Genomic DNA, 18,827 nt, shown 5'->3' on the forward strand with positions numbered 1-18,827 from the left:
GGCCACTGCTTCGAGCAGTGGCCGCTTAGGGTTTCTGTCGTGATCGGACTCGTGATTTTCGACAACGACGGTGTGCTGGTGGACTCGGAGCGGCTGGCCAACACGATCCTGGCCGAGCTGCTGACCGAGGCGGGGCTGCCGTACACCTTCGAGGAGACCGTGCGGGACTTCATGGGCGGCTCGATGGCCTCGATGCGGCAGAAGACCGAGGCGCAGTTGGGGCATCCGCTGCCGGCGGATCTCGAGGACCGGTACCACCAGCGGCTCTTCGCGGGATTCGCCCAGCTCCAGGCGATCGAGGGCGTTGAGGCTGTCCTCGATCACCTGGACGCCCGCGGCATCACCTACTGCCTGGCCTCCTCCGGCACCCACCAACGGATCCGTACGGCGTTGACCGCGGTCGGGTTCCTGGACCGCTTCGAGGGGCGGATCTTCAGCGCCGAGGACGTTGCTCACGGCAAGCCGGCGCCCGACCTCTTCCTGCATGCAGCCGCATCGATGGGCGTGAAGCCGGCCGACTGCCTGGTGATCGAGGACAGTCCGCTCGGCGTCGCGGCGGCGGTCGCGGCCGGCATGAAGGTGTTCGGGTACGCCGGTATGACGGACCCGGCGAAACTTTCCGATGCGGATACGGTTCTCCACAACATGACGGCCCTGGCCGACCTGATCGACGGCGCCTGAGACACTGGGATGACCATGTCTACTCATCAGTCACACCCGGTCCGCGCGGAGGCGGTCGTCGATCTGGCGGCGATCCGCCACAACGTGACCACGCTGCGTGCCCGTGCCGCGGGCGCGCAGGTGATGACCGTGGTCAAGGCCGACGGCTACGGGCACGGGATGGTGCAGGTCGCCCGCGCCGCCCGCGAGGCCGGTGCCGGTTGGATCGGCGCCGCAGTACTCGAGGAGGCACTCGCGCTGCGCGAGTCCGGTGACACCGGACCGATCTTCTGCTGGCTGACCACGCCGGGCGAGCCGCTGACCGACGCGATCGACGCCGGCATCGACCTGTCTGCGGGTGCGCCGTGGGAGATTGACGAGCTGGCGGCGGGCGTGACGGATCGGCCGGCCCGCGTGCACCTCAAGATTGACACCGGTATGTCGCGCGGTGGCGCCGTACCGGAGGAGTGGCCGGCGTTGATCCGGGCCGCGGTGCGTGAGCAGGCGGCCGGACGGATCGAGATCAAGGGGATCTGGTCGCATCTGGCGTCGTCCGACGAGCCGAAGAGCCCGGTGAACGAGTCCCAGCTGGCGACCTTCACCGAAGCGATAGAGGTGGCGGAGTCGTTCGGCATCGACGCCGAGTTCAAACACCTGGCGAACTCGGGTGCGACGCTGGCGCTGCCGGAGACGCATTTCAACCTGGTCCGGCCGGGCGTCGCGACGTACGGCCTGTCGCCGTTCGGGCATGCGCTGCCGTCGTCAGAGCTCGGGTTGAAGCCGGCAATGACGCTGAAAGCACGGCTCGCGATGGTCAAGCGGGTGCCGGCCGGTGCGGGTGTTTCGTACGGGCTGACCTGGACGGCGCCGCGTCCGTCGACGCTCGGCCTGATCCCGCTCGGGTACGGCGACGGCCTGCCGCGGCACGCGTCGAACGGAGCCCCGGTCCAGGCCGGCGGTCAGCGTCGTACTGTCGTCGGGCGGATCTGCATGGATCAGTGCGTGGTCAACCTCGAGGACGACCAGGCCGCGGCGGGCGACGAGGTCGTGCTGTTCGGCCCGGGTACGTCGGGCGAGCCGACGGCGGACGACTGGGCCGACGCGGCCGGCACCATCAACTACGAGATCGTCACCCGCCTGGGCGCCCGGATCCCGCGCAGGTACGTCGACAGCGAAAGGTAGACCGGCAATGTCCAAAGCAGGGCGGACTGCCGGTTTGATCGGAGCCGCGGTCGGAGTGCTGGCAGCGGGGGCCGCGGCCGGAGTCGCGGTCGAGCGCACAGTCATCGGCCGGAGATCGGGTCAGCGCAAGCAGCTCGAGGCCGAGCCGTTCGGGTCGCAGCGCGGTACGCCGTACATCTTCACCGCCGACGACGGCGTCGAGCTGTACGTCGAAGTGGACGAACTGAAGCGGTCCCGGCGACCTGCTCCGCCGCCGAAGCGCCGACTCGGTCGGAAGCTACCGCTGCCGCCCGAAGACCTGACCGTGATCTTCGCGCACGGCTACGGGCTGAACATGGACGCCTGGCACTTCGAGCGCCGCGACCTGGCCGGCATCGGCACGATGGTGTTCTACGACCAGCGCTCGCACGGGCGGTCCGGCCGGTCGCCGAAGGAACACGTCAGCATCGAACAGCTCGGCCAGGATCTGTACGGGATCATCGAGCAGTTCGCGCCGACCGGTCCGGTGATCCTGATCGGCCACTCGATGGGCGGTATGACGATCATGGCGCTGGCCGAGCAGCATCCGGAGCTGTTCGGCGACCGGGTGATCGGCGTTGGCCTGTGCTCGACCAGCGCGGGCGGGCTGGACGGCGTACCGATCGTCTTCCCGGGCAAGCTCGGCATGCTCGCGCGGTCGCTCGCGACGCCGACGGTCGCCGCGCTGGCGCGGATCCCGGACGTGGTCGAGCGCAGCCGGAAGGCCGGCTCGGACATCAGCTACCTGCTGACCCGGAAGTACTCGTTCGGCTCCGAGGTGCCGCCGGCGTTCACCGAGTTCGTCAACGAGATGATCGCGGCGACGCCGATCGAGGTGATCGCGGAGTTCTACCCGATCTTCGCGCTGCACGACAAGTTCGACTCTCTCGAGCCGCTGCAGAAGGTCGAGTGCGTGGTGATCGGCGGCGACAAGGACCAGCTGACGCCGTTCGCGCACGCCGAGGAGATCGTCCGGCGGGTGCCCGGCGCCGAGCTCGTCGAGGTGAAGAACTGCGGCCACCTGGGCCTGATCGAGCACCACCGTGAATTCACCGCAGCCCTCCTTGGGATGATCGAACGAGCCGAACAATCCCTAGGACCCTCATGACCGACTTGCACGTCGTCGATGCGACCGCCGAACACGTCGACGACATCGTCACCGTGATCCATCACGCCTTCTCTGCGCGGCGGGTGCTCGACCCGCCGTCGACGGCGTTGTCCGAGAACGCCATCACCGTCGCCGCGGCCGTTGCCGAGCACGGTGGGTTGCTGGTGCTGATCGACGGCACCCCGGCCGGGGCGATGCTGTTCGAGCAGACCGGTGACGTCCTCAACCTGCGCCGCGTCTCCGTCGACCCGCGCAGCCAGGCCCGCGGTGTCGCCTCGGCGATGGTCGGCTGCGCCGAGCAGGTCGCCGTACGGCGGGGGCTCAGCAGGGTGAACCTGATCGCCCGGGTCGAACTGCCGGACACGGTCGAGTTCTGGCGGCGGCGCGGGTACTCCGTGGTCGACCAGCAAGCGCAGAACCTGATCTATGCGAAGGCCCTGCCCGTCGAGCTGACCGTGCCGACCGGCGAGGACATGCAGGCGATCGGTGAACAGCTGGCCGGTCAGCTCCGGGCAGGCGACCTCCTGGTCCTGTCGGGCGACCTCGGCGCAGGTAAGACGACGTTCACCCAGGGACTCGGCACCGGACTGAAGGTGCGAGGTGCCGTGACGTCGCCGACCTTTGTCATCTCGCGCGTGCATCCTTCGCTGGCCGGTGGGCCGGCGCTGGTGCATGTGGACGCGTACCGGCTGGGCGGGTTCGCCGAGCTGGACGACCTCGACCTCGACGCCAGTCTCGAAGACGCGGTGACGGTCGTCGAGTGGGGGCACGGCATCGCCGAAGCCCTGGCGCCGGAGCGTCTGGACGTTGTGATCACCCGGGGCGACGACGACACCGACGAGACCCGGTCGCTGCGGATCACGCCGGTGGGTTCGCGTTGGGCCGCGTCCGGCGTACGGGTGTCTGTACTGGAGAAGAACTGACATGTTGCTTGCCTTTGACACCTCGAGCGCCGCGGTCACCGTCGCGCTGGCCACGCCGACGGGCGAGATCGTTGCCTCGTCGACGACCGTGGACGCGCTACGCCACGGCGAGTTGCTCGCGCCTGCGATCGCGGCCGCGTTGGAATCAGCCGGCATCACGCCGCGCGACCTGACCGGCATCGCTGTCGGCGTCGGCCCAGGTCCGTTCACCGGGTTGCGGGTGGGGCTCGTGACCGCACGGACGATGGGCGAGGTGCTGGGCATCGAGGTGTCCGGCGTCTGCAGCCTGGACATCCTCGCGCGGCAGTCGTCGTTGTCGTTGCCTGTCGCGGTCGCGACGGATGCGCGGCGCAAGGAGATCTACTGGGCGCTGTACGACGGTCCCGCCGCGGACGGCAGCCGGCGTCGCCTGGAGGGACCCGCCGTCGACAAGCCGGCCGAGGTCGCGCACGTGCTGTCCGGTCTGCCGGTGATCGGTCGCGGAGCAGTCCTGTACGCCGATGTGCTGGGCGTGGCGGACGCCGACGTTGCGGAGTACCCGTCGGCCGAAGTGCTGGCGACGGGTGTGGCGACTCGGACGCTCGAGGTCGTCGCGCCGGAGCCGCTGTACCTGCGCCGGCCGGACGTGACGATGTCCGCCGGGCCCAAGAGCGTGCTGTGAGACCTGCGATCAGAGCGGCTCGCGCGGACGATCAGTCTGCGCTGGTCGCGTTGGACGAGCTGTGCTTCGGGCCGGAGGCCTGGAGTACGGTCGGCTGGTCGGACGAGTTCGAGCGGCTGTCCGAGGACCGGGTGATCCTGGTCGCGGACGAAGGCGCGGTTGTCGGGTACGTCGTGCTGTTGTTGCCGCCGGTGGTCGAGGACGTGGTCGAGGTACTGCGGATCGCGGTGGCGCCCGACGAGCGCCGGACCGGGATCGGCGGGCAGCTGATGACGGCGGCCCTGGACCGGTGTGCGGGACGGACCGTGCTGCTTGAAGTTGCCTTGAGCAATGAATCGGCGCGGGGCCTGTATGCGGGCTTCGGTTTTGAAGAGATCAGCCGGCGGCGTGGGTACTACGGTGACGGCGAGGATGCGGTGATCATGCGGTGGAGGATCGATGAGTGAGCCCCTGATCCTGGGGATCGAGACGTCGTGCGACGAGACCGGCGTCGGGATCGTGCGCGGGCAGACGCTGCTCGCCGACGCGATCGCGTCGAGTGTCGAGGAGCACGCCCGGTTCGGTGGCGTCGTACCCGAGGTGGCCAGCCGGGCGCATCTCGAGGCGATGGTGCCGACGATCCGGCGCGCGTGCGAGACGGCCGGGATCAAGCCGACCGACGTCGACGCGGTCGCGGTGACCAGCGGGCCCGGGCTTGCCGGTGCCCTGCTGGTCGGCGTCGCAGCTGCGAAGGGTCTGGCGCTGTCGCTGGACAAGCCGCTGTACGGCGTGAACCACCTGGCGGCACACGTCGCCGTCGACACGCTGGAGCACGGCGATCTGCCGAAGGGCTGCGTCGCGATGCTGGTGTCCGGCGGGCACTCGTCGCTGCTGTCGGTCGAGGACATCACCGACGGCGTCGTACCGATGGGCAGCACGATCGACGACGCGGCGGGCGAGGCGTTCGACAAGGTCGCGCGGGTCCTCGGGCTGCCGTTCCCCGGTGGGCCGTACATCGACAAGGCGGCGCGTGACGGCGGGGACAGGCTGTACGTGACGTTCCCGCGCGGGCTGACGTCGCAGCGGGATCTCGAGCGGCACCGGTTCGACTTCTCGTTCTCCGGGTTGAAGACCGCGGTCGCGCGGTGGGTCGAGGCGCGCCGGCGGGACGGCGAGGACGTGCCGGTGAACCACGTCGCTGCCGCCTTCCAGGAGGCGGTGTGCGACGTGTTGACCCGCAAGGCGATCGACGCGTGCAAGGACCGCGGCTTCGAGCATCTGCTGATCGGCGGCGGCGTCGCCGCGAACTCGCGACTCCGTTCGATGGCGGAAGAGCGCGCGTCGGCGGCGGGTATCGCCGTACGCGTGCCGCGGCCGGGGCTGTGCACCGACAACGGTGCGATGGTCGCCGCGCTGGGCTCGGAGCTCGTCCGGGCCGGCCGGGCACCGTCGCCGCTGGATCTGCCTGCTGACTCGTCGATGCCGATCACGGAGGTACTGAACAAGTGAGATGGACCGGGGCGGACGGCTTCGAGGCCGATGACGATGTCGCGCGCATCGACGTCGACGTGGTGCACGGCTTCCTGACTACGTCGTACTGGGCGGCCGGAATCCCGCGCGAGGTGGTCGAGAAGTCGATCGCGGGCTCATTGAACCTCGGGGTGTACGACGCGGACGGTGCGCTGGTGGCGTTCGCGCGGATGGTGACCGATCGGGCCACGTTTGCGTGGCTGGCAGACGTCTTCGTGCTGGACTCGCATCGCGGACACGGTCTCGGCCGGTTCGTCGTGTCGACGCTGCTGGAGCACCCGGAGTTGAAGGGTCTGCGGCAGATTCTGCTCGCGACCGCCGACGCGCACGAGCTCTACCGCTCGTACGGATTCACCGAGACCACGCCGGGCCGGATGATGGCAATCCGCCAGGATCCGACCGAGCTGTACACGCAGCTGTGAGGTCTCCGGGTGTCGATCTCGTCCGGCACCCGGCGGGGGCGACCGATCTGGTGCTGCTCGCGCACGGCGGGCAGGAGCACTCACACGAGGACCCGACTCTGTGGCGACCCGCGCTACTTCGGATGTGGCCGTTCGCCCTCGCCGCGAGGTCTGCCGCGCCGGAGGCTGCCGTCGGGTTCCTGCGGTATCGCTTCCGCGGGTGGAACGACGGCGGTGACGCTGCCACCGATCTGCGGACCGTGCTGGACGAACTGCCGCCGGTGATCTCGCGGGTGTTCCTGATCGGGCACTCGATGGGCGGGCGAGCGGTCGTTGCCGTCGCCGATCATCCTCGGGTGGCGGCCGTGCTCGCGCTCGCGCCGTGGCTGCCGGTCGACGAGCCGCTCGTCGCGGTTCGCGTGCCGATCACGTTCGTCCACGGCACCGATGACACGATCACTGATCCGGCCGGCACCGCGGCGTACGCGGCGAGGCTGCGGGCGGCCGGGGCGGCGGTGACGACGTACTCGCTCGCGGGTGAAGGGCACGCGATGCTGCGGCGTGCGAAGGATTGGGACCGGTTGGTGGCCGACTTCGTCCGGGGGACCCCGGCCGGTGGCAGCGAGGTTCTGCCGGAGGCCGGCGAGCACGTGGTGTCGGCGATCGGCGGCATCGCGCTGGCGCGGCTCCGGTTGCCGGTGAAGGAACGGTTCCGTGCGGATCAATGAGGTGGCAGAGGCCCGGGGGTAACGCGCACCGCTTGCTCCCCAGGCGAACGGTCAGCGGCCAACCGGTTCCGCTGTCAGCCTGCCTTACCCAGATGAATCAGGGTTGAACGATTAGTGGCGGGCCTCCGGGGAGTTGCAGCAGCAGACGCAGCACCTCGCCCGCCGGCTTGTCACCCGGAGACCCGCTCGCGTTATCGATCATATGTTCGAATATGCGTCGAACGCAAGTGCTGCCCGGGAGTTGTTCCGACGACGGCCGCGAACGCCGCGATGAAGCCGCTCGGGTTCGCCCAGCCGCAGGCGTGCGCGACGTACGTCGTGTCGTGGCCGTCCGCGAGCAGGACGAGCGCGTGGTAGATGCGCAGCTGCGTGCGCCATTCGTAGTACGTCATGCCGAGTTCGTCGTGGAACAGGCGGCTCAGTGTGCGTGCGCCGGCGCCGGCCTTGCGTCCCAGGTCGGCCAGGGAGGTGTTGTCCGCTGGGTTCTCGCGGAGGTGTTGCGCGATCGTGCGCAGGCGGTCGTCGCGTGGTTCCGGTAGTTGCAGTGGCTGCTCGGTCGCTTCGTGCAGCTCGTCGACGAGGACTCGCTGAAGGCGGGCGCGGGCGGCGTCGTCGAACTGGCGACTGGTGAGGGCGAGCAGCACCTCGCGAGCGAGTCCGGACGCGAGGAAGACGGCCGGTCGGTCCGGGATGCGCCGCGCCAGTGCGGCCGGCAGGAACACGATGCGCATGTCGGTCTCGCCGTGCGCGCTGTGCTGGTGGGTGAATCCGGCCGGCGTCCAAGCGACACGGTTGGCGGGGACGATCGACGTACCGCGGTCGGTGTGTACGGAGAGGACCCCGCGGGCGGCGTACACCAGGTGACCCTCGTCGTGAGTCTGGATCGGGCTGGTGTCGCCGGAAGCCCACTCGTGCGCGCCGGCAGCTGGGAAGAGCTCTGAGCGGAGTGGTCGGCTGTCAGGCATTGCTTGTCACTCTGCGGCATGAGTAGGCGACCGCGTCGCGTCCGATGCGGGTGATGATCAGCGTCGCTGACGCGGAGCCCTTCGGGGCGAGCTTCTTCCGCAGCTGCGCCGGATCGAGATCCACGCCGCGCTTCTTGATCTCCAGCGTCCCGATGTCCTGGCTGCGAACCCAGGAACGCAGCGCTTTCTCCTTGTAGGAAAGCTCTTCCAGCACCTCGTACGCCGAGGCGAGCGGCGTCGCGACGTACTCCGCTGCAGTCACATAAGCGATGCGCGGATCCAGCAGCCAGCCGTCGACCGCTGCGGCGACCGCTGTGACCAGGCCGGCTCGTACGACGGCACCGTCGGGCTCGTAGATGTACTGACCGACCGGGCCGACCTCAGACTCGGGTGCGTCCGAGACGGTGGCCTCGCTGGGCAGCAGAGTCGCGCGGCGCGGCGTACCGCCGTAGAGCTGGCCGGACCACAGCGCGGCCTCCTTCACCTCACCGGAGTCGCTGATCCACTCGGCCTCCACGCCGGCGGGGATCGCGTCATGCGGGATGCCGGGGGCCACCTTCACGCAGGCAGTCCGCTGCAGCAGCTCGAGTACGAACGACCATGGCGGCGAGTAGGCGTTGTGGTCGAACACCCGCCGCCCGTCCGCACGCCGGGCAGGATCGGCGAACACCACGTCGTACGGCGCGAGGTCGGTCGACTCGGCTTCACCTACTAGTACGTCACCGGCGAGACCGAGGGTGGCCAGGTTGGCACGGGCCGTGGCTGCGGTCTCGGGGTCGCGCTCGACACCGGTCACCCGCAGACCGGCGCGGGCGGCGCTGATGAGGTCACCACCGATCCCACAGCCCAGGTCGACCACGCTGGCACCCGGCATGGTGGCTGCGAGGCGTACAGCGCGGTGGGTCCCGACTGTGGTCCGTGTGGCCTGCTCCAGACCGTCCGGGGTGAAGTACATGCGCTCGGCGTCCGCGCCGAACTTGGCGACCGCCCGGTGCCGCAGCGCGGCCTGTGTGACCGCCGTAGTCACCAGCGTCGCGTCGTACCGGCGCCTGAGCTTCTCAACCAGCTGCAGCTCACGACCGGGCTTGTACTCCGCACACGCTGCTGCGAGCACGTCGGCGCCCGGCCCGTCGAGCAACGCGGTGACTGTCACTCGGAGAACTCTAGAGCGGGCTGGAACAGCTCCTGCTCCAGCTTCTCGTTGCCATCGAGTACAGCCGCCAGTTCATCGCCGAGCGAGTCTTCGGACCGTAGATGCCGTCCACGACCAGGTGGTGCTTGCGTTGAACCTGCTTGATCACCGCGCGGGTATTACTGCCGTAGATACCGTCGATGGCGAGCTTGGAGCCGTAGCAGAAGTTCAGGTTGCGTTGGAGGACCTGGATGGCGGTGTCCGGGTCGCCGTACCGGTTGGAGCCGCGGTACGGGTCGTCGCCGTACATCAGGTTGCAGGTGGTGCTGGTGCTGGCGTAGATCGACGGCATCGGGATGCCCCAGCTGCGGTTGACCGGGACGAGCCGGGCCGACCGGCACTGCGGCAGCGCGGCGGCTGCCTTCAGCTCGGCGGCCGTGGCGTCGTGGGAGACGTTCTGGTCGGTCGAAGGCTTCGGCGCCGGGGCGGCCGCGGGGGCGGCGGCGGCCGGTGACTCGTGCTTCGATGCGTTCGCGGCAACGGCTCCGACCGCGACCGCGGCGACGGCGGCCAGGAGTGCGATCGTCCGGCCGGACAGCTTGGGCAGAGCCATGAACACATTCTGTACCTCGATGATCACCGGGTCATACGTCTCAGGCTGAGAATCCTTTGGCACTCGAGTTGACCGAGTGCTAATCGCGGCCTAGATTCGGTGTTGGCACTCTCGATGCGAGGGTGCCAGCGGTCCGGCCCTTGACCCCCGCGACGGCAGGGGAGCGCGACCACCATGAACGCAGCCAAGCAAATCGACCGTGGAGGTCAGCAAGTGTCGGTCACGATCAAGCCGCTCGAGGACCGCGTCCTCGTCGCGCCGCTCGAAGCCGAGCAGACCACGAAGTCCGGCCTGGTGATCCCGGACACCGCCAAGGAGAAGCCGCAGGAGGGCGAGATCCTCGCCGTCGGCCCGGGCCGGATCGACGACAACGGCAACCGCGTCCCGCTGGACGTCGCTGTCGGCGACAAGGTCATCTACTCCAAGTACGGCGGCACCGAGGTCAAGTACGACGGCCAGGACTACCTGATCCTGGGCGCCCGCGACATCCTCGCAGTCGTCAGCAAGTGACGATCGCTCGCTGTTCCTGACTGACACCGCCCTGGTGCCGTACTCCGGTGCCGGGGCGGAGTCGGTGTCGGAGCGGCGATGGTTCGAGCCTGCAACGATCTAGCGATTTCAGAGAGGGACTGGATTTTTCATGCCGAAGATCCTCGAGTTCGACGAGAACGCTCGGCGCGCGCTGGAGCGCGGCGTCGACAAGCTCGCGAACACGGTGAAGGTGACGCTGGGCCCGAAGGGCCGCTACGTCGTCCTGGACAAGAAGTGGGGCGCCCCGACCATCACCAACGACGGTGTGACCGTCGCTCGTGAGGTCGAGCTGGACGACCCGTTCGAGAACCTTGGTGCGCAGCTGACCAAGGAGGTCGCCACCAAGACCAACGACATCGCCGGTGACGGCACCACCACCGCGACGGTGCTGGCGCAGGCGCTGGTGCACGAGGGCCTGCGGGCGGTCGCCGCCGGCGTCAACCCGATGGGCCTCAAGCGCGGTATCGAGGCGGCCGTCGAGGCCGTGTCGGCCAAGCTGATCGAGACCGCGCGGCCGGTCGACGACAAGGGCGACATGGCCCACGTCGCCACCATCTCCGCCCGCGACGCCGAGATCGGCACGCTGATCGCGGACGCGTTCGACAAGGTCGGCAAGGACGGTGTGATCACCGTCGAGGAGTCGAACACCTTCGGGACCGAGCTCGAGTTCACCGAGGGTATGCAGTTCGACAAGGGCTACATCTCGCCGTACTTCATCACCGACGCCGAGGCCGGCGAAGCGGTGCTGGAGGACCCGTACATCCTGATCCACCAGGGCAAGATCTCCGCGATCGCGGACCTGCTGCCGCTGCTGGAGAAGGTCGTGCAGTCCGGCAAGACGCTGCTGATCATCGCCGAGGACGTCGAGGCCGAGGCCCTGTCCACCCTCGTGGTGAACAAGATCCGCGGCAACTTCACCTCGGTCGCCGTCAAGGCGCCGGGCTTCGGTGACCGCCGCAAGGCGATGCTGGAGGACCTGGCCGCGCTCACCGGCGCGCAGGTCGTGGCTCCGGAGGTCGGCCTCAAGCTCGACCAGGTCGGTCTGGAGGTGCTCGGTACGGCGCGTCGCATCGTGGTCACCAAGGACAACACGACCGTCGTCGAGGGTGCCGGCAAGGCCGACGACATCGAGGGCCGGGTCAACCAGATCAAGTCCGAGATCGAGCGCACCGACTCCGACTGGGACCGCGAGAAGCTGCAGGAGCGGCTGGCCAAGCTGGCCGGCGGCGTCTGCGTGATCAAGGTCGGCGCGGCCACCGAGGTCGAGCTGAAGGAGAAGAAGCACCGGATCGAGGACGCGGTGTCCGCGACCCGGGCCGCGATCGAGGAGGGCATCGTCGCCGGTGGCGGCTCCGCTCTCGTGCACGCGGCCGCGGTGCTGGACGAGGGCCTCGGCCTGGAGGGCGACGAGCTCGCCGGCGTCCGGATCGTCCGCAAGGCGATCGTCGAGCCGCTGCGCTGGATCGCCGAGAACGGCGGCTACGAGGGCTACGTCGTGACCGCCAAGGTCGCCGACCTGGAGCTCGGTAGCGGCTTCAACGCGGCCACCGGCGAGTACGGCGACCTGCTGGCCCAGGGCGTGCTGGACCCGGTCAAGGTGACCCGGTCCGCGCTCGCCAACGCCGGCTCGATCGCCGCGCTGCTGCTGACCACCGAGACGCTGGTGGTCGACAAGCCCGAGGAAGAGGAGCCCGCGGCGGCCGGTCACGGCCACGGCCACGGTCACTGATTCCTGGCAGCACACCGCAGTACCCAGCACCGCCCGGCAGGTCTCCTGCCGGGCGGTGCTTCTATGTGGCCTGTGCTGATTCGAGAGCGTCATGACGAAGACCTGCCTGTTTGTGTCCACATCCTCCGAGCCGTCCACGAGCAAGCTGGCTACCCGATCAACTGGCCGACCGACCCGGCACGGTGGCTGACCCCGGAGGACGCACTCGGTATCTGGGTGGCTGTGGACGCTGAACAGGTGGTCGGACACGTCATCCTCACCGCTGCAGGTCCGGCCGCGGAGGTCGAGCGGCTGTTCGTCGATCCCAAGGCAACAGGCCAGGGGATCGGCCGCCAACTCCTGCAGCACTGTGTCACCACTGCTGCGGCCCTCGACCGCGACCTCTCCTTGGAGGTGGTCGACAACCGGGGCGCCGCCGTACACCTGTATCGGCGCGCAGGCTGGCTGGAGACCGGTCGTACGCCGATCGACTGGGGCGGCGAGCACGCCTCCGAACTCATCCGCTTCACCGCGCCGTGAGAGGCTCTCACCGTGGATGGTCCACGGGAGCGGTATCGCGCTCAGATGCGTGACGAGGTGAAGCAGCACGCCTGGACGCAGATCGCCGAGGCCGGCGTCTCGGCCCTGTCCTTGAACGCGATCGGTAAGCAGATGGGCGTGAGCGGACCGGCCCTTTACCGGTACTTCGAGAGCCGCGACGAGCTCATCACCGAGCTGATCCGCGACGCGTACAGCAACCTCGCCGACACGGTCAGATCGGCGTACGACGGGGGCGCGGACGTGGTCGCGCTGGCTCAGGTGATCCGCACCTGGGCACTCGCGAACCCGCAGCGCTATCTGTTGATCTACGGGACGCCCGTACCCGACGACACCATCATGAGCGTGCTGGTCGACGCCACGGGCGGATCGGACCGAGCAGTCTCGTTTTTGACCCGGCTGCACGGGATCCTGTCGCTCGAACTGGCCGGCTATTTCGCCGGAACGGACGTGGATCTGGCACGGCTGGTCGAGAGCGAGATCAGTGAACTCGTGAGTAGTGACAGATCGTGATCAAGTGGCCGGTAGTGACCACGAATTGCCACTAGGCAAGAAGAGTTGAGCGCCGTACCATCTTTCAGGCTGACCGGTCTGAACACGAGGGGGCGAGGGGTGACCGAGGTCCGAGTACCTGACACCCACGACCGGGTCGAGCTTAGGGATCTTGCCGCGCTGGCCGGCGACGGGGACCGAACAGCTCTCAATGACCTGCTCACCAGAGTGCGCGCTGTGGCGCACCGATACGTACGGTCCCGTCTGTGGACCTATCCCGGCGGCGCCGACATGGTCGACGACGTCGCACAAGAGGTTTGTGTCGCAGTATTCGGCGCGCTGAGCCGGTACCGCGACGAGGGGAGGCCTTTCGAGGCTTTCGTCTACGGCATCGCGGCCCGCAAGGTCGCCGATGCCCAGCGTGCGTTCGCGGTTGCCGACGTCTCGACGCCGGACCTGCCGGACGGCGCGGACGAGTCGCCGACGCCGGAGGAGCGTGCGGTTCGGCAGTCGGAGGTCCAGCACATCATGGGGCTGCTGGACAAGTTGCCGGAGAAGTTGCGGGAGATCCTGCGACTCCGGGTGGTAGCGGGGATGTCAGCCGAGGAGACCGGCCGGGCACTGGGGATGACACCGGGGGCGGTGAGGGTCGCACAGCATCGAGCGTTGAACACGCTCAGGGGGTTTGTGGGGCATGAAGCACAGCTGGAACGAGGAAGAGCAGGGGAGGAGCATCATGGCTGACCGTTTTGACTTGGACGCGATCGAGGCCGATGACGCGCTGCTCGATCTGCTCGCCGCCGGTGGGGAGTCCGCCCGCTCGGCGGGCGAGTACGACGCGGCCGTTCAGCTGCTGGCCGAGCTACGGCTGGCGGTTGAGGTCGAGGACGAGCTCCCGGTGGAGACCATCGACGATCCGGAGAGCTTCCTGGCACGTTGTGCCGCGCTCAACCCGATCACCGACCCGTTCGCCCGCAAGATGGCGACGCGTGGTCTGGCGCTCGGGGTGGCGGCGGTGGCCGCATTGTCGGTCTCCGGGGTGGCCGCCGCGGTCAACGGTGATCCGCTGTCGCCGTACGAGAAGGTCATCGAGAAGATGGTCGACGCGGTCCGTCCGCAGACCAGCTTCCCGAAGGAAGACCTCGACGGTCTGCCGGTGATGGACAAGACCAAGATCGTCAAGGTCGGCAAGGACTACAAGAAGCAGCAGGTCCAGGCCGAGCGCGCTGCGCAGGAAGCCGGCAAGGGCGGCTCGCTGATCGTCGACCCGAACTCGATCGACATCAAGTCGACGCCGACGCCGGTGGTCGAGCCGACGGACAAGCCGATGGCGATCCTGGACAAGCCGACGATTCCGGTGCCGACGGGGATCAAGACGAACGACCCGGGCAACGTCAACACCGACAAGCCGACCGACACCAAGACCGACCCGCCGACCGACACGACCGGCGGCGGCGACACGGACGGTACGACGACGCCGACTCCGCCGCCGTCGACTCCGACCGACACGCCACCGCCGTCCACGCCGACGGAGCCGCCGCCGACCACGCCGACCGGCACTGACACGACCACGCCGCCGGCGAACGTCGACACGGGTACGGGCGACACGACGACCGGCGACCCGACCAGCACGCCCACCGGCGACACGGGCCAGACCGATGGCACCGACGGGACCGGGGCGAGCGGCACCAGCGGTTCGGATACGAGCACGCCGGGTGACGAGCAGAAGCCGAGCGACCCGGTCACCCAGGTTCCGGACCAGAAGGACCCGGCGAGCATCATCGGCGACATCCTGAGCCCGGTCCTGCCGACGCCCACGGGTGAGCCGGTCACCATCGAGAGCGCGAAGCTGTTCTTCGGTGAGTCGCAGGCGGGCAAGCCGCCGACGGCGAAGAAGGCGACCGCCAAGAAGCCGGCATCGGCCAAGAAGGCCGGGGCCGGGAAGCACTCGAGCGGGAAGGTCACCACGGGCTCGGTCCGCAAGGCCTACCCGAAGGGCAAGCACTCGACCGGTCAGTACCCCGAGGGCAAGCACGCGGCGATCGAGCGCACCCACGGGTCGACCGCCGACGCGGATGTCCTGGCGATCCTGAACATCGTCAACGCGCCGGTCAACAAGTAACCGACCACCCGCTCCGCCCGCCGCGCAACTGCGGCGGGCGGAGTGCTGTGGACGGCCGATTCGGGGCTCGGTGGGCGCGCGGATACGATGGGGTTCCGTACTCGCCGTGTAAAGGTGCTTGTTTTACCCATGGACATCACACCCGCTGGAGTTCCCGACAAGTTCGCCGTCCTCGGCCTGACCTTCGACGATGTGCTGCTGCAGCCGAACGAGTCCGACGTCATCCCCTCCGAGGCGAGCACCCGGTCCCGGGTCAGCCGCAACGTCTGGGTGAACATCCCGCTGCTGTCCAGCGCGATGGACACCGTCACCGAGGCCCGGATGGCGATCGCGATGGCCCGCCAGGGCGGTCTCGGCGTCCTCCACCGCAACCTCTCGATCGAGGACCAGTCCCAGCAGGTCGACCTGGTCAAGCGCTCCGAGTCCGGCATGATCGCGCAGCCGATCACGATCGGCCCGGACGCCAGCATCGGCGAGGCCGACGCGCTCTGCGCGCAGTACCGGATCTCCGGTGTGCCGGTCGTCGACGACGCCGGTGTGCTGGTCGGCATCGTGACGAACCGCGACATGCGCTTCGAGAACGACCTGTCCCGCCCGGTCCGCGAGGTGATGACCAAGCAGCCGCTGATCACCGGCAAGCAGGGCATCTCCGCCGACGACGCGATGGCCCTGCTGAGCAAGCACAAGGTCGAGAAGCTGCCGCTGGTCGACGACGCCGGCAAGCTGACCGGCCTGATCACGCTGAAGGACTTCGTCAAGCGGGACAAGTTCCCGCTGTCCACGAAGGACGCCAGCGGCCGGCTGATGGTCGGCGCCGCGATCGGCTTCTTCGGCGAGGCGTACAAGCGCGCCATGTCGCTGGTCGAGGCCGGCGTCGACGTGCTGGTCGTCGACACCGCGCACGGTCACTCCCAGGCGCAGTTGGAGATCATCCGCAAGCTCAAGGCCGACCCGGCGACCCGCGGCGTGGACATCGTCGGCGGCAACGTCGGCACCCGTGCGGGCGCCCAGGCGCTGGTCGATGCCGGTGCGGACGGCGTCAAGGTCGGCGTCGGTCCGGGCTCGATCTGTACGACGCGGGTCGTGTCCGGCGTCGGCGTACCGCAGGTCACCGCGATCTACGAGGCCTCGCTGGCGTGCAAGCCGGCCGGGGTCCCGGTCATCGGCGACGGCGGCCTGCAGTACTCCGGAGACATCGCCAAGGCGCTCGTCGCCGGTGCGGACACGGTCATGCTGGGCTCGCTGCTGGCCGGTTGCGAGGAGTCGCCGGGCGACCTGGTGTTCATCAACGGCAAGCAGTTCAAGGCGTACCGCGGGATGGGTTCGCTCGGCGCGATGCAGTCCGGCGGGCTGCGCAAGTCGTACTCGAAGGACCGGTACTTCCAGCACGACGGCGGCTCCGACGAGAAGCTGATCGCCGAGGGCGTCGAGGGCCAGGTTCCGTACCGGGGCCCGCTGTCGGCGGTCGCGCACCAGCTGATCGGCGGCCTGCGGCAGTCGATGTGGTACACCGGCGCCCGCACGGTTCCGGAGCTCCAGGACAACGGCCGCTTCGTCCGCATCACCTCCGCCGGCCTCCAGGAGTCCCACCCGCACGACATCCAGATGACGGTCGAGGCCCCGAACTACTCCGGCCGCTGACACCGCCTGCAACCCGTTAGGAACCAGATGACCGAGATCGAGATCGGCCGCGCCAAGCGTGGGCGGCAGGCGTACGCGTTCGACGACATCGCGATCGTGCCGTCGCGGCGGACGCGGGACCCCGAGGAGGTCTCGGTCGCCTGGCAGATCGACGCGTACCGGTTCGAGCTGCCGATCCTGGCCGCGCCGATGGACTCGGTGATGTCGCCGGCCACCGCGATCGCGATCGGCAAGGCCGGCGGTCTCGGCGTACTGAACCTCGAAGGTCTCTGGACCCGGTACGAGGACCCGACCAGCCTGCTCGAGGAGATCACCAGCCTCGACCAGACGCAGGCCACGCACCGGCTGCAGGAGATCTACTCGGCGCCGATCAAGCCCGAGCTGCTCTCCCAGCGGGTGCAGGAGATCCGCGACTCCGGCGTGACCGTGGCCGGCGCGCTGTCGCCGCAGCGGACCAAGCAGTTCGCCAAGCACGTCGTGGATGCGGGCGTCGATTTGTTCGTCATCCGCGGTACGACGGTGTCGGCCGAGCACGTCTCCGGGCAGGCCGAGCCGCTCAACCTCAAGCAGTTCATCTACGACCTCGACGTACCGGTGATCGTCGGCGGGTGCGCGACGCACCAGGCGGCGTTGCACCTGATGCGGACCGGTGCGGCCGGCGTGCTCGTCGGCTTCGGCGGCGGCGCGGCGCACACGACGCGGAAGGTGCTCGGCGTCGCGGTGCCGATGGCGTCGGCGGTCGCTGACGTGGCGGCGGCGCGGCGGGATTACATGGACGAGTCCGGCGGTCGGTACGTGCACGTGATCGCGGACGGCTCGGTCGGGCGGTCCGGCGACGTGGCGAAGGCGGTCGCCTGCGGCGCGGACGCGGTGATGGTCGGTTCGCCGCTGGCGCGGGCGAGCGACGCGCCGGGTGGTGGGTACCACTGGGGCGCCGAGGCCTGGCACCAGGACCTGCCCCGCGGTGAGCGGGTCGAGGTCGGCGTCACCGGCACGATGGAGCAGATCCTGTTCGGCCCGTCCTGGGTCCCGGACGGCACGATGAACCTGGTCGGCGCCCTCAAGCGCGCGATGGCGACCACCGGCTACACGGAGCTCAAGGAGTTCCAGCGGGTCGAGGTCGTCGTAGGTTGAGGACCGGCATACTCCTCCTGCACGGCTCGAGTGGGGCGCCGGACGTTCAGCGTGCCCGTCTGCTCGAGGCGGAGGGGTACGACGTCCTCGCGCCGCGGTGGACCGTCACACACGACGTGCCGCTGGAGTCGTTCCCGCTGGACGAACTCGCGGCCCGCAACGATCGACTGGTCGTGATGGGCAGCTCGTGGGGTGCCGAGGCTGCGCTCCTGCTTGGCGCGCTCGACGATCGGGTGGACTCGGTTGTCGCGTTCGCCCCGAGCGCCTACGTCTGGGCCCGGGTCCTGGAGGACGGGAGCCAGCGGTCGGCGTGGACGTGGCAGGGCCAGCCGCTGCCGTTCGTACCGTTCGACTCTGAGTGGAAGGCGGAGGACGATCCGCCGAGCTACACCGGCTTGTACCGCCAGAGCGTGCAGCGGTTTGCCGATGCGGAGCAGGCTCGGATCCCGGTCGAGCGGATCGGCGAAGTACTGCTGATCGCCGGTGGGGACGACCGGGTGTGGCCGTCGGTGGAGTTCGCGGAGGAGATCGTCCGGCGGCGCGGTGAACGCCGTACCCGGATCGTGGTCGGGCCGGAAGCAGGACATCGGCCGGTGCTGCCGGGAGAGGACCCGAAGTCCGCCGGTCAGCGGATGGCGCGCGGCGGCACCGAGGAGGCCGATCGCGAGCTCGGCGCACGGGCCTGGGACGAGATCCGCAATCTGCTCGCAGGCTGAGCGAAATGCTACGAGTCCCCACAGC

General features: G+C 69.0%; 21 protein-coding genes. 18 read left to right on the top strand and 3 right to left on the bottom strand.

Annotated elements, in window-relative coordinates:
* Positions 1-39: 39 nt before the first annotated feature.
* From FDA38_RS36365 to FDA38_RS36405, 9 genes are read left to right on the top strand one after another with little or no spacing between them, the layout of a single operon-like run.
* A complete protein-coding gene (locus FDA38_RS36365) occupies positions 40-681 on the top strand; it encodes an HAD family hydrolase (RefSeq protein WP_170989992.1) in 642 nt (213 codons plus the stop codon).
* A gap of 15 nt (positions 682-696) precedes the next feature.
* Positions 697-1,842: an alanine racemase gene (alr, locus tag FDA38_RS36370; RefSeq protein ID WP_202878009.1), complete on the top strand. Its 1,146-nt coding sequence runs from the start codon at positions 697-699 to the stop codon at positions 1,840-1,842.
* 7 nt (positions 1,843-1,849) lie between these two features.
* Positions 1,850-2,968, top strand: coding sequence for an alpha/beta fold hydrolase (locus tag FDA38_RS36375; protein WP_137258720.1), 1,119 nt, complete (start codon positions 1,850-1,852; stop codon positions 2,966-2,968).
* Positions 2,965-3,891 carry a tRNA (adenosine(37)-N6)-threonylcarbamoyltransferase complex ATPase subunit type 1 TsaE gene (gene tsaE / locus FDA38_RS36380; RefSeq protein ID WP_137258721.1) on the top strand — a complete coding sequence of 309 codons (927 nt, stop codon included), beginning with the start codon at positions 2,965-2,967 and terminating at the stop codon, positions 3,889-3,891. Before FDA38_RS36375 ends, tsaE begins: the two co-directional genes overlap by 4 nt.
* A 1-nt stretch (position 3,892) precedes the next feature.
* Complete coding sequence (tsaB, locus tag FDA38_RS36385; RefSeq protein ID WP_137258722.1) at positions 3,893-4,552, top strand: tRNA (adenosine(37)-N6)-threonylcarbamoyltransferase complex dimerization subunit type 1 TsaB; 660 nt, start codon at positions 3,893-3,895, stop codon at positions 4,550-4,552.
* Positions 4,549-4,998 carry a GNAT family N-acetyltransferase gene (locus FDA38_RS36390; RefSeq protein ID WP_137258723.1) on the top strand — a complete coding sequence of 150 codons (450 nt, stop codon included), beginning with the start codon at positions 4,549-4,551 and terminating at the stop codon, positions 4,996-4,998. Before tsaB ends, FDA38_RS36390 begins: the two co-directional genes overlap by 4 nt.
* Positions 4,991-6,040, top strand: coding sequence for a tRNA (adenosine(37)-N6)-threonylcarbamoyltransferase complex transferase subunit TsaD (tsaD, locus tag FDA38_RS36395; RefSeq protein ID WP_137258724.1), 1,050 nt, complete (start codon positions 4,991-4,993; stop codon positions 6,038-6,040). The genes FDA38_RS36390 and tsaD overlap by 8 nt, the downstream gene beginning before the upstream one ends.
* Positions 6,037-6,483 carry a GNAT family N-acetyltransferase gene (locus FDA38_RS36400; protein WP_137258725.1) on the top strand — a complete coding sequence of 149 codons (447 nt, stop codon included), beginning with the start codon at positions 6,037-6,039 and terminating at the stop codon, positions 6,481-6,483. The genes tsaD and FDA38_RS36400 overlap by 4 nt, the downstream gene beginning before the upstream one ends.
* Positions 6,480-7,190, top strand: a complete 711-nt coding sequence (locus FDA38_RS36405) for an alpha/beta hydrolase (RefSeq protein ID WP_137258726.1) — start codon at positions 6,480-6,482, stop codon at positions 7,188-7,190. The genes FDA38_RS36400 and FDA38_RS36405 overlap by 4 nt, the downstream gene beginning before the upstream one ends.
* Positions 7,191-7,381: 191 nt before the next feature.
* Here the strand turns inward: FDA38_RS36405 and FDA38_RS36410 are convergent, their stop codons facing one another.
* From FDA38_RS36410 to FDA38_RS36420, 3 genes are read right to left on the bottom strand one after another with little or no spacing between them, the layout of a single operon-like run.
* The gene (locus FDA38_RS36410) at positions 7,382-8,155 is read right to left on the bottom strand and encodes an AraC family transcriptional regulator (protein ID WP_137258727.1); all 774 of its coding nucleotides are present in this window, start codon (positions 8,153-8,155) and stop codon (positions 7,382-7,384) included.
* Positions 8,148-9,308 carry a THUMP-like domain-containing protein gene (locus FDA38_RS36415; RefSeq protein WP_137258728.1) on the bottom strand — a complete coding sequence of 387 codons (1,161 nt, stop codon included), beginning with the start codon at positions 9,306-9,308 and terminating at the stop codon, positions 8,148-8,150. The genes FDA38_RS36410 and FDA38_RS36415 overlap by 8 nt, the downstream gene beginning before the upstream one ends.
* Positions 9,309-9,318: 10 nt before the next feature.
* Complete coding sequence (locus tag FDA38_RS36420) at positions 9,319-9,900, bottom strand: peptidoglycan-binding domain-containing protein (protein WP_137258729.1); 582 nt, start codon at positions 9,898-9,900, stop codon at positions 9,319-9,321.
* 213 nt (positions 9,901-10,113) lie between these two features.
* On the opposite strand from FDA38_RS36420, the gene groES reads away from it, so the two are divergent.
* The 9 genes from groES (at position 10,114) to FDA38_RS36465 (ending at position 18,802) form a co-directional block, all read left to right on the top strand.
* Positions 10,114-10,410 (top strand): co-chaperone GroES, encoded by a 297-nt coding sequence (gene groES, locus FDA38_RS36425; protein WP_130384566.1) that lies wholly within the window; start codon positions 10,114-10,116, stop codon positions 10,408-10,410.
* A 130-nt stretch (positions 10,411-10,540) separates the two neighbouring features.
* Complete coding sequence (groL, locus tag FDA38_RS36430; RefSeq protein WP_137258730.1) at positions 10,541-12,160, top strand: chaperonin GroEL; 1,620 nt, start codon at positions 10,541-10,543, stop codon at positions 12,158-12,160.
* A gap of 63 nt (positions 12,161-12,223) precedes the next feature.
* Entirely contained in the window at positions 12,224-12,679 is a 456-nt protein-coding gene (locus FDA38_RS36435) for a GNAT family N-acetyltransferase (protein ID WP_380090924.1), read from the top strand.
* Positions 12,680-12,724: 45 nt separating this feature from the next.
* Positions 12,725-13,210, top strand: coding sequence for a TetR/AcrR family transcriptional regulator (locus FDA38_RS36440; protein ID WP_137258731.1), 486 nt, complete (start codon positions 12,725-12,727; stop codon positions 13,208-13,210).
* Positions 13,211-13,309: 99 nt separating this feature from the next.
* On the top strand, positions 13,310-13,933 hold the full coding sequence (shbA, locus tag FDA38_RS36445) for an RNA polymerase sigma factor ShbA (RefSeq protein ID WP_134107313.1): 624 nt from the start codon (positions 13,310-13,312) through the stop codon (positions 13,931-13,933).
* Entirely contained in the window at positions 13,926-15,311 is a 1,386-nt protein-coding gene (locus FDA38_RS36450; protein WP_137258732.1) for a hypothetical protein, read from the top strand. The genes shbA and FDA38_RS36450 overlap by 8 nt, the downstream gene beginning before the upstream one ends.
* Positions 15,312-15,440: 129 nt before the next feature.
* Positions 15,441-16,952 carry an IMP dehydrogenase gene (guaB, locus tag FDA38_RS36455; protein WP_137258733.1) on the top strand — a complete coding sequence of 504 codons (1,512 nt, stop codon included), beginning with the start codon at positions 15,441-15,443 and terminating at the stop codon, positions 16,950-16,952.
* Positions 16,953-16,979: 27 nt separating this feature from the next.
* Positions 16,980-18,086, top strand: coding sequence for a GuaB3 family IMP dehydrogenase-related protein (locus FDA38_RS36460; RefSeq protein ID WP_137258734.1), 1,107 nt, complete (start codon positions 16,980-16,982; stop codon positions 18,084-18,086).
* Complete coding sequence (locus FDA38_RS36465) at positions 18,083-18,802, top strand: alpha/beta fold hydrolase (protein WP_137258735.1); 720 nt, start codon at positions 18,083-18,085, stop codon at positions 18,800-18,802. Before FDA38_RS36460 ends, FDA38_RS36465 begins: the two co-directional genes overlap by 4 nt.
* Positions 18,803-18,827 lie beyond the last annotated feature (25 nt).

Source organism: Kribbella jiaozuonensis (assembly GCF_005233875.1).
Taxonomy (GTDB): domain Bacteria; phylum Actinomycetota; class Actinomycetes; order Propionibacteriales; family Kribbellaceae; genus Kribbella; species Kribbella jiaozuonensis.

Coding starts and splice junctions, on each gene's coding strand:
- alr (WP_202878009.1), top strand. CDS start 697: ATGTCTACTCATCAGTCACACCCGGTCCGCGCGGAGGCGGTCGTCGAT.
- FDA38_RS36375 (WP_137258720.1), top strand. CDS start 1,850: ATGTCCAAAGCAGGGCGGACTGCCGGTTTGATCGGAGCCGCGGTCGGA.
- tsaE (WP_137258721.1), top strand. CDS start 2,965: ATGACCGACTTGCACGTCGTCGATGCGACCGCCGAACACGTCGACGAC.
- tsaB (WP_137258722.1), top strand. CDS start 3,893: ATGTTGCTTGCCTTTGACACCTCGAGCGCCGCGGTCACCGTCGCGCTG.
- tsaD (WP_137258724.1), top strand. CDS start 4,991: ATGAGTGAGCCCCTGATCCTGGGGATCGAGACGTCGTGCGACGAGACC.
- FDA38_RS36410 (WP_137258727.1), bottom strand. CDS start 8,155: ATGCCTGACAGCCGACCACTCCGCTCAGAGCTCTTCCCAGCTGCCGGC.
- FDA38_RS36420 (WP_137258729.1), bottom strand. CDS start 9,900: ATGGCTCTGCCCAAGCTGTCCGGCCGGACGATCGCACTCCTGGCCGCC.
- groL (WP_137258730.1), top strand. CDS start 10,541: ATGCCGAAGATCCTCGAGTTCGACGAGAACGCTCGGCGCGCGCTGGAG.
- FDA38_RS36435 (WP_380090924.1), top strand. CDS start 12,224: ATGTGGCCTGTGCTGATTCGAGAGCGTCATGACGAAGACCTGCCTGTT.
- FDA38_RS36440 (WP_137258731.1), top strand. CDS start 12,725: ATGCGTGACGAGGTGAAGCAGCACGCCTGGACGCAGATCGCCGAGGCC.
- FDA38_RS36450 (WP_137258732.1), top strand. CDS start 13,926: ATGGCTGACCGTTTTGACTTGGACGCGATCGAGGCCGATGACGCGCTG.
- guaB (WP_137258733.1), top strand. CDS start 15,441: ATGGACATCACACCCGCTGGAGTTCCCGACAAGTTCGCCGTCCTCGGC.
- FDA38_RS36460 (WP_137258734.1), top strand. CDS start 16,980: ATGACCGAGATCGAGATCGGCCGCGCCAAGCGTGGGCGGCAGGCGTAC.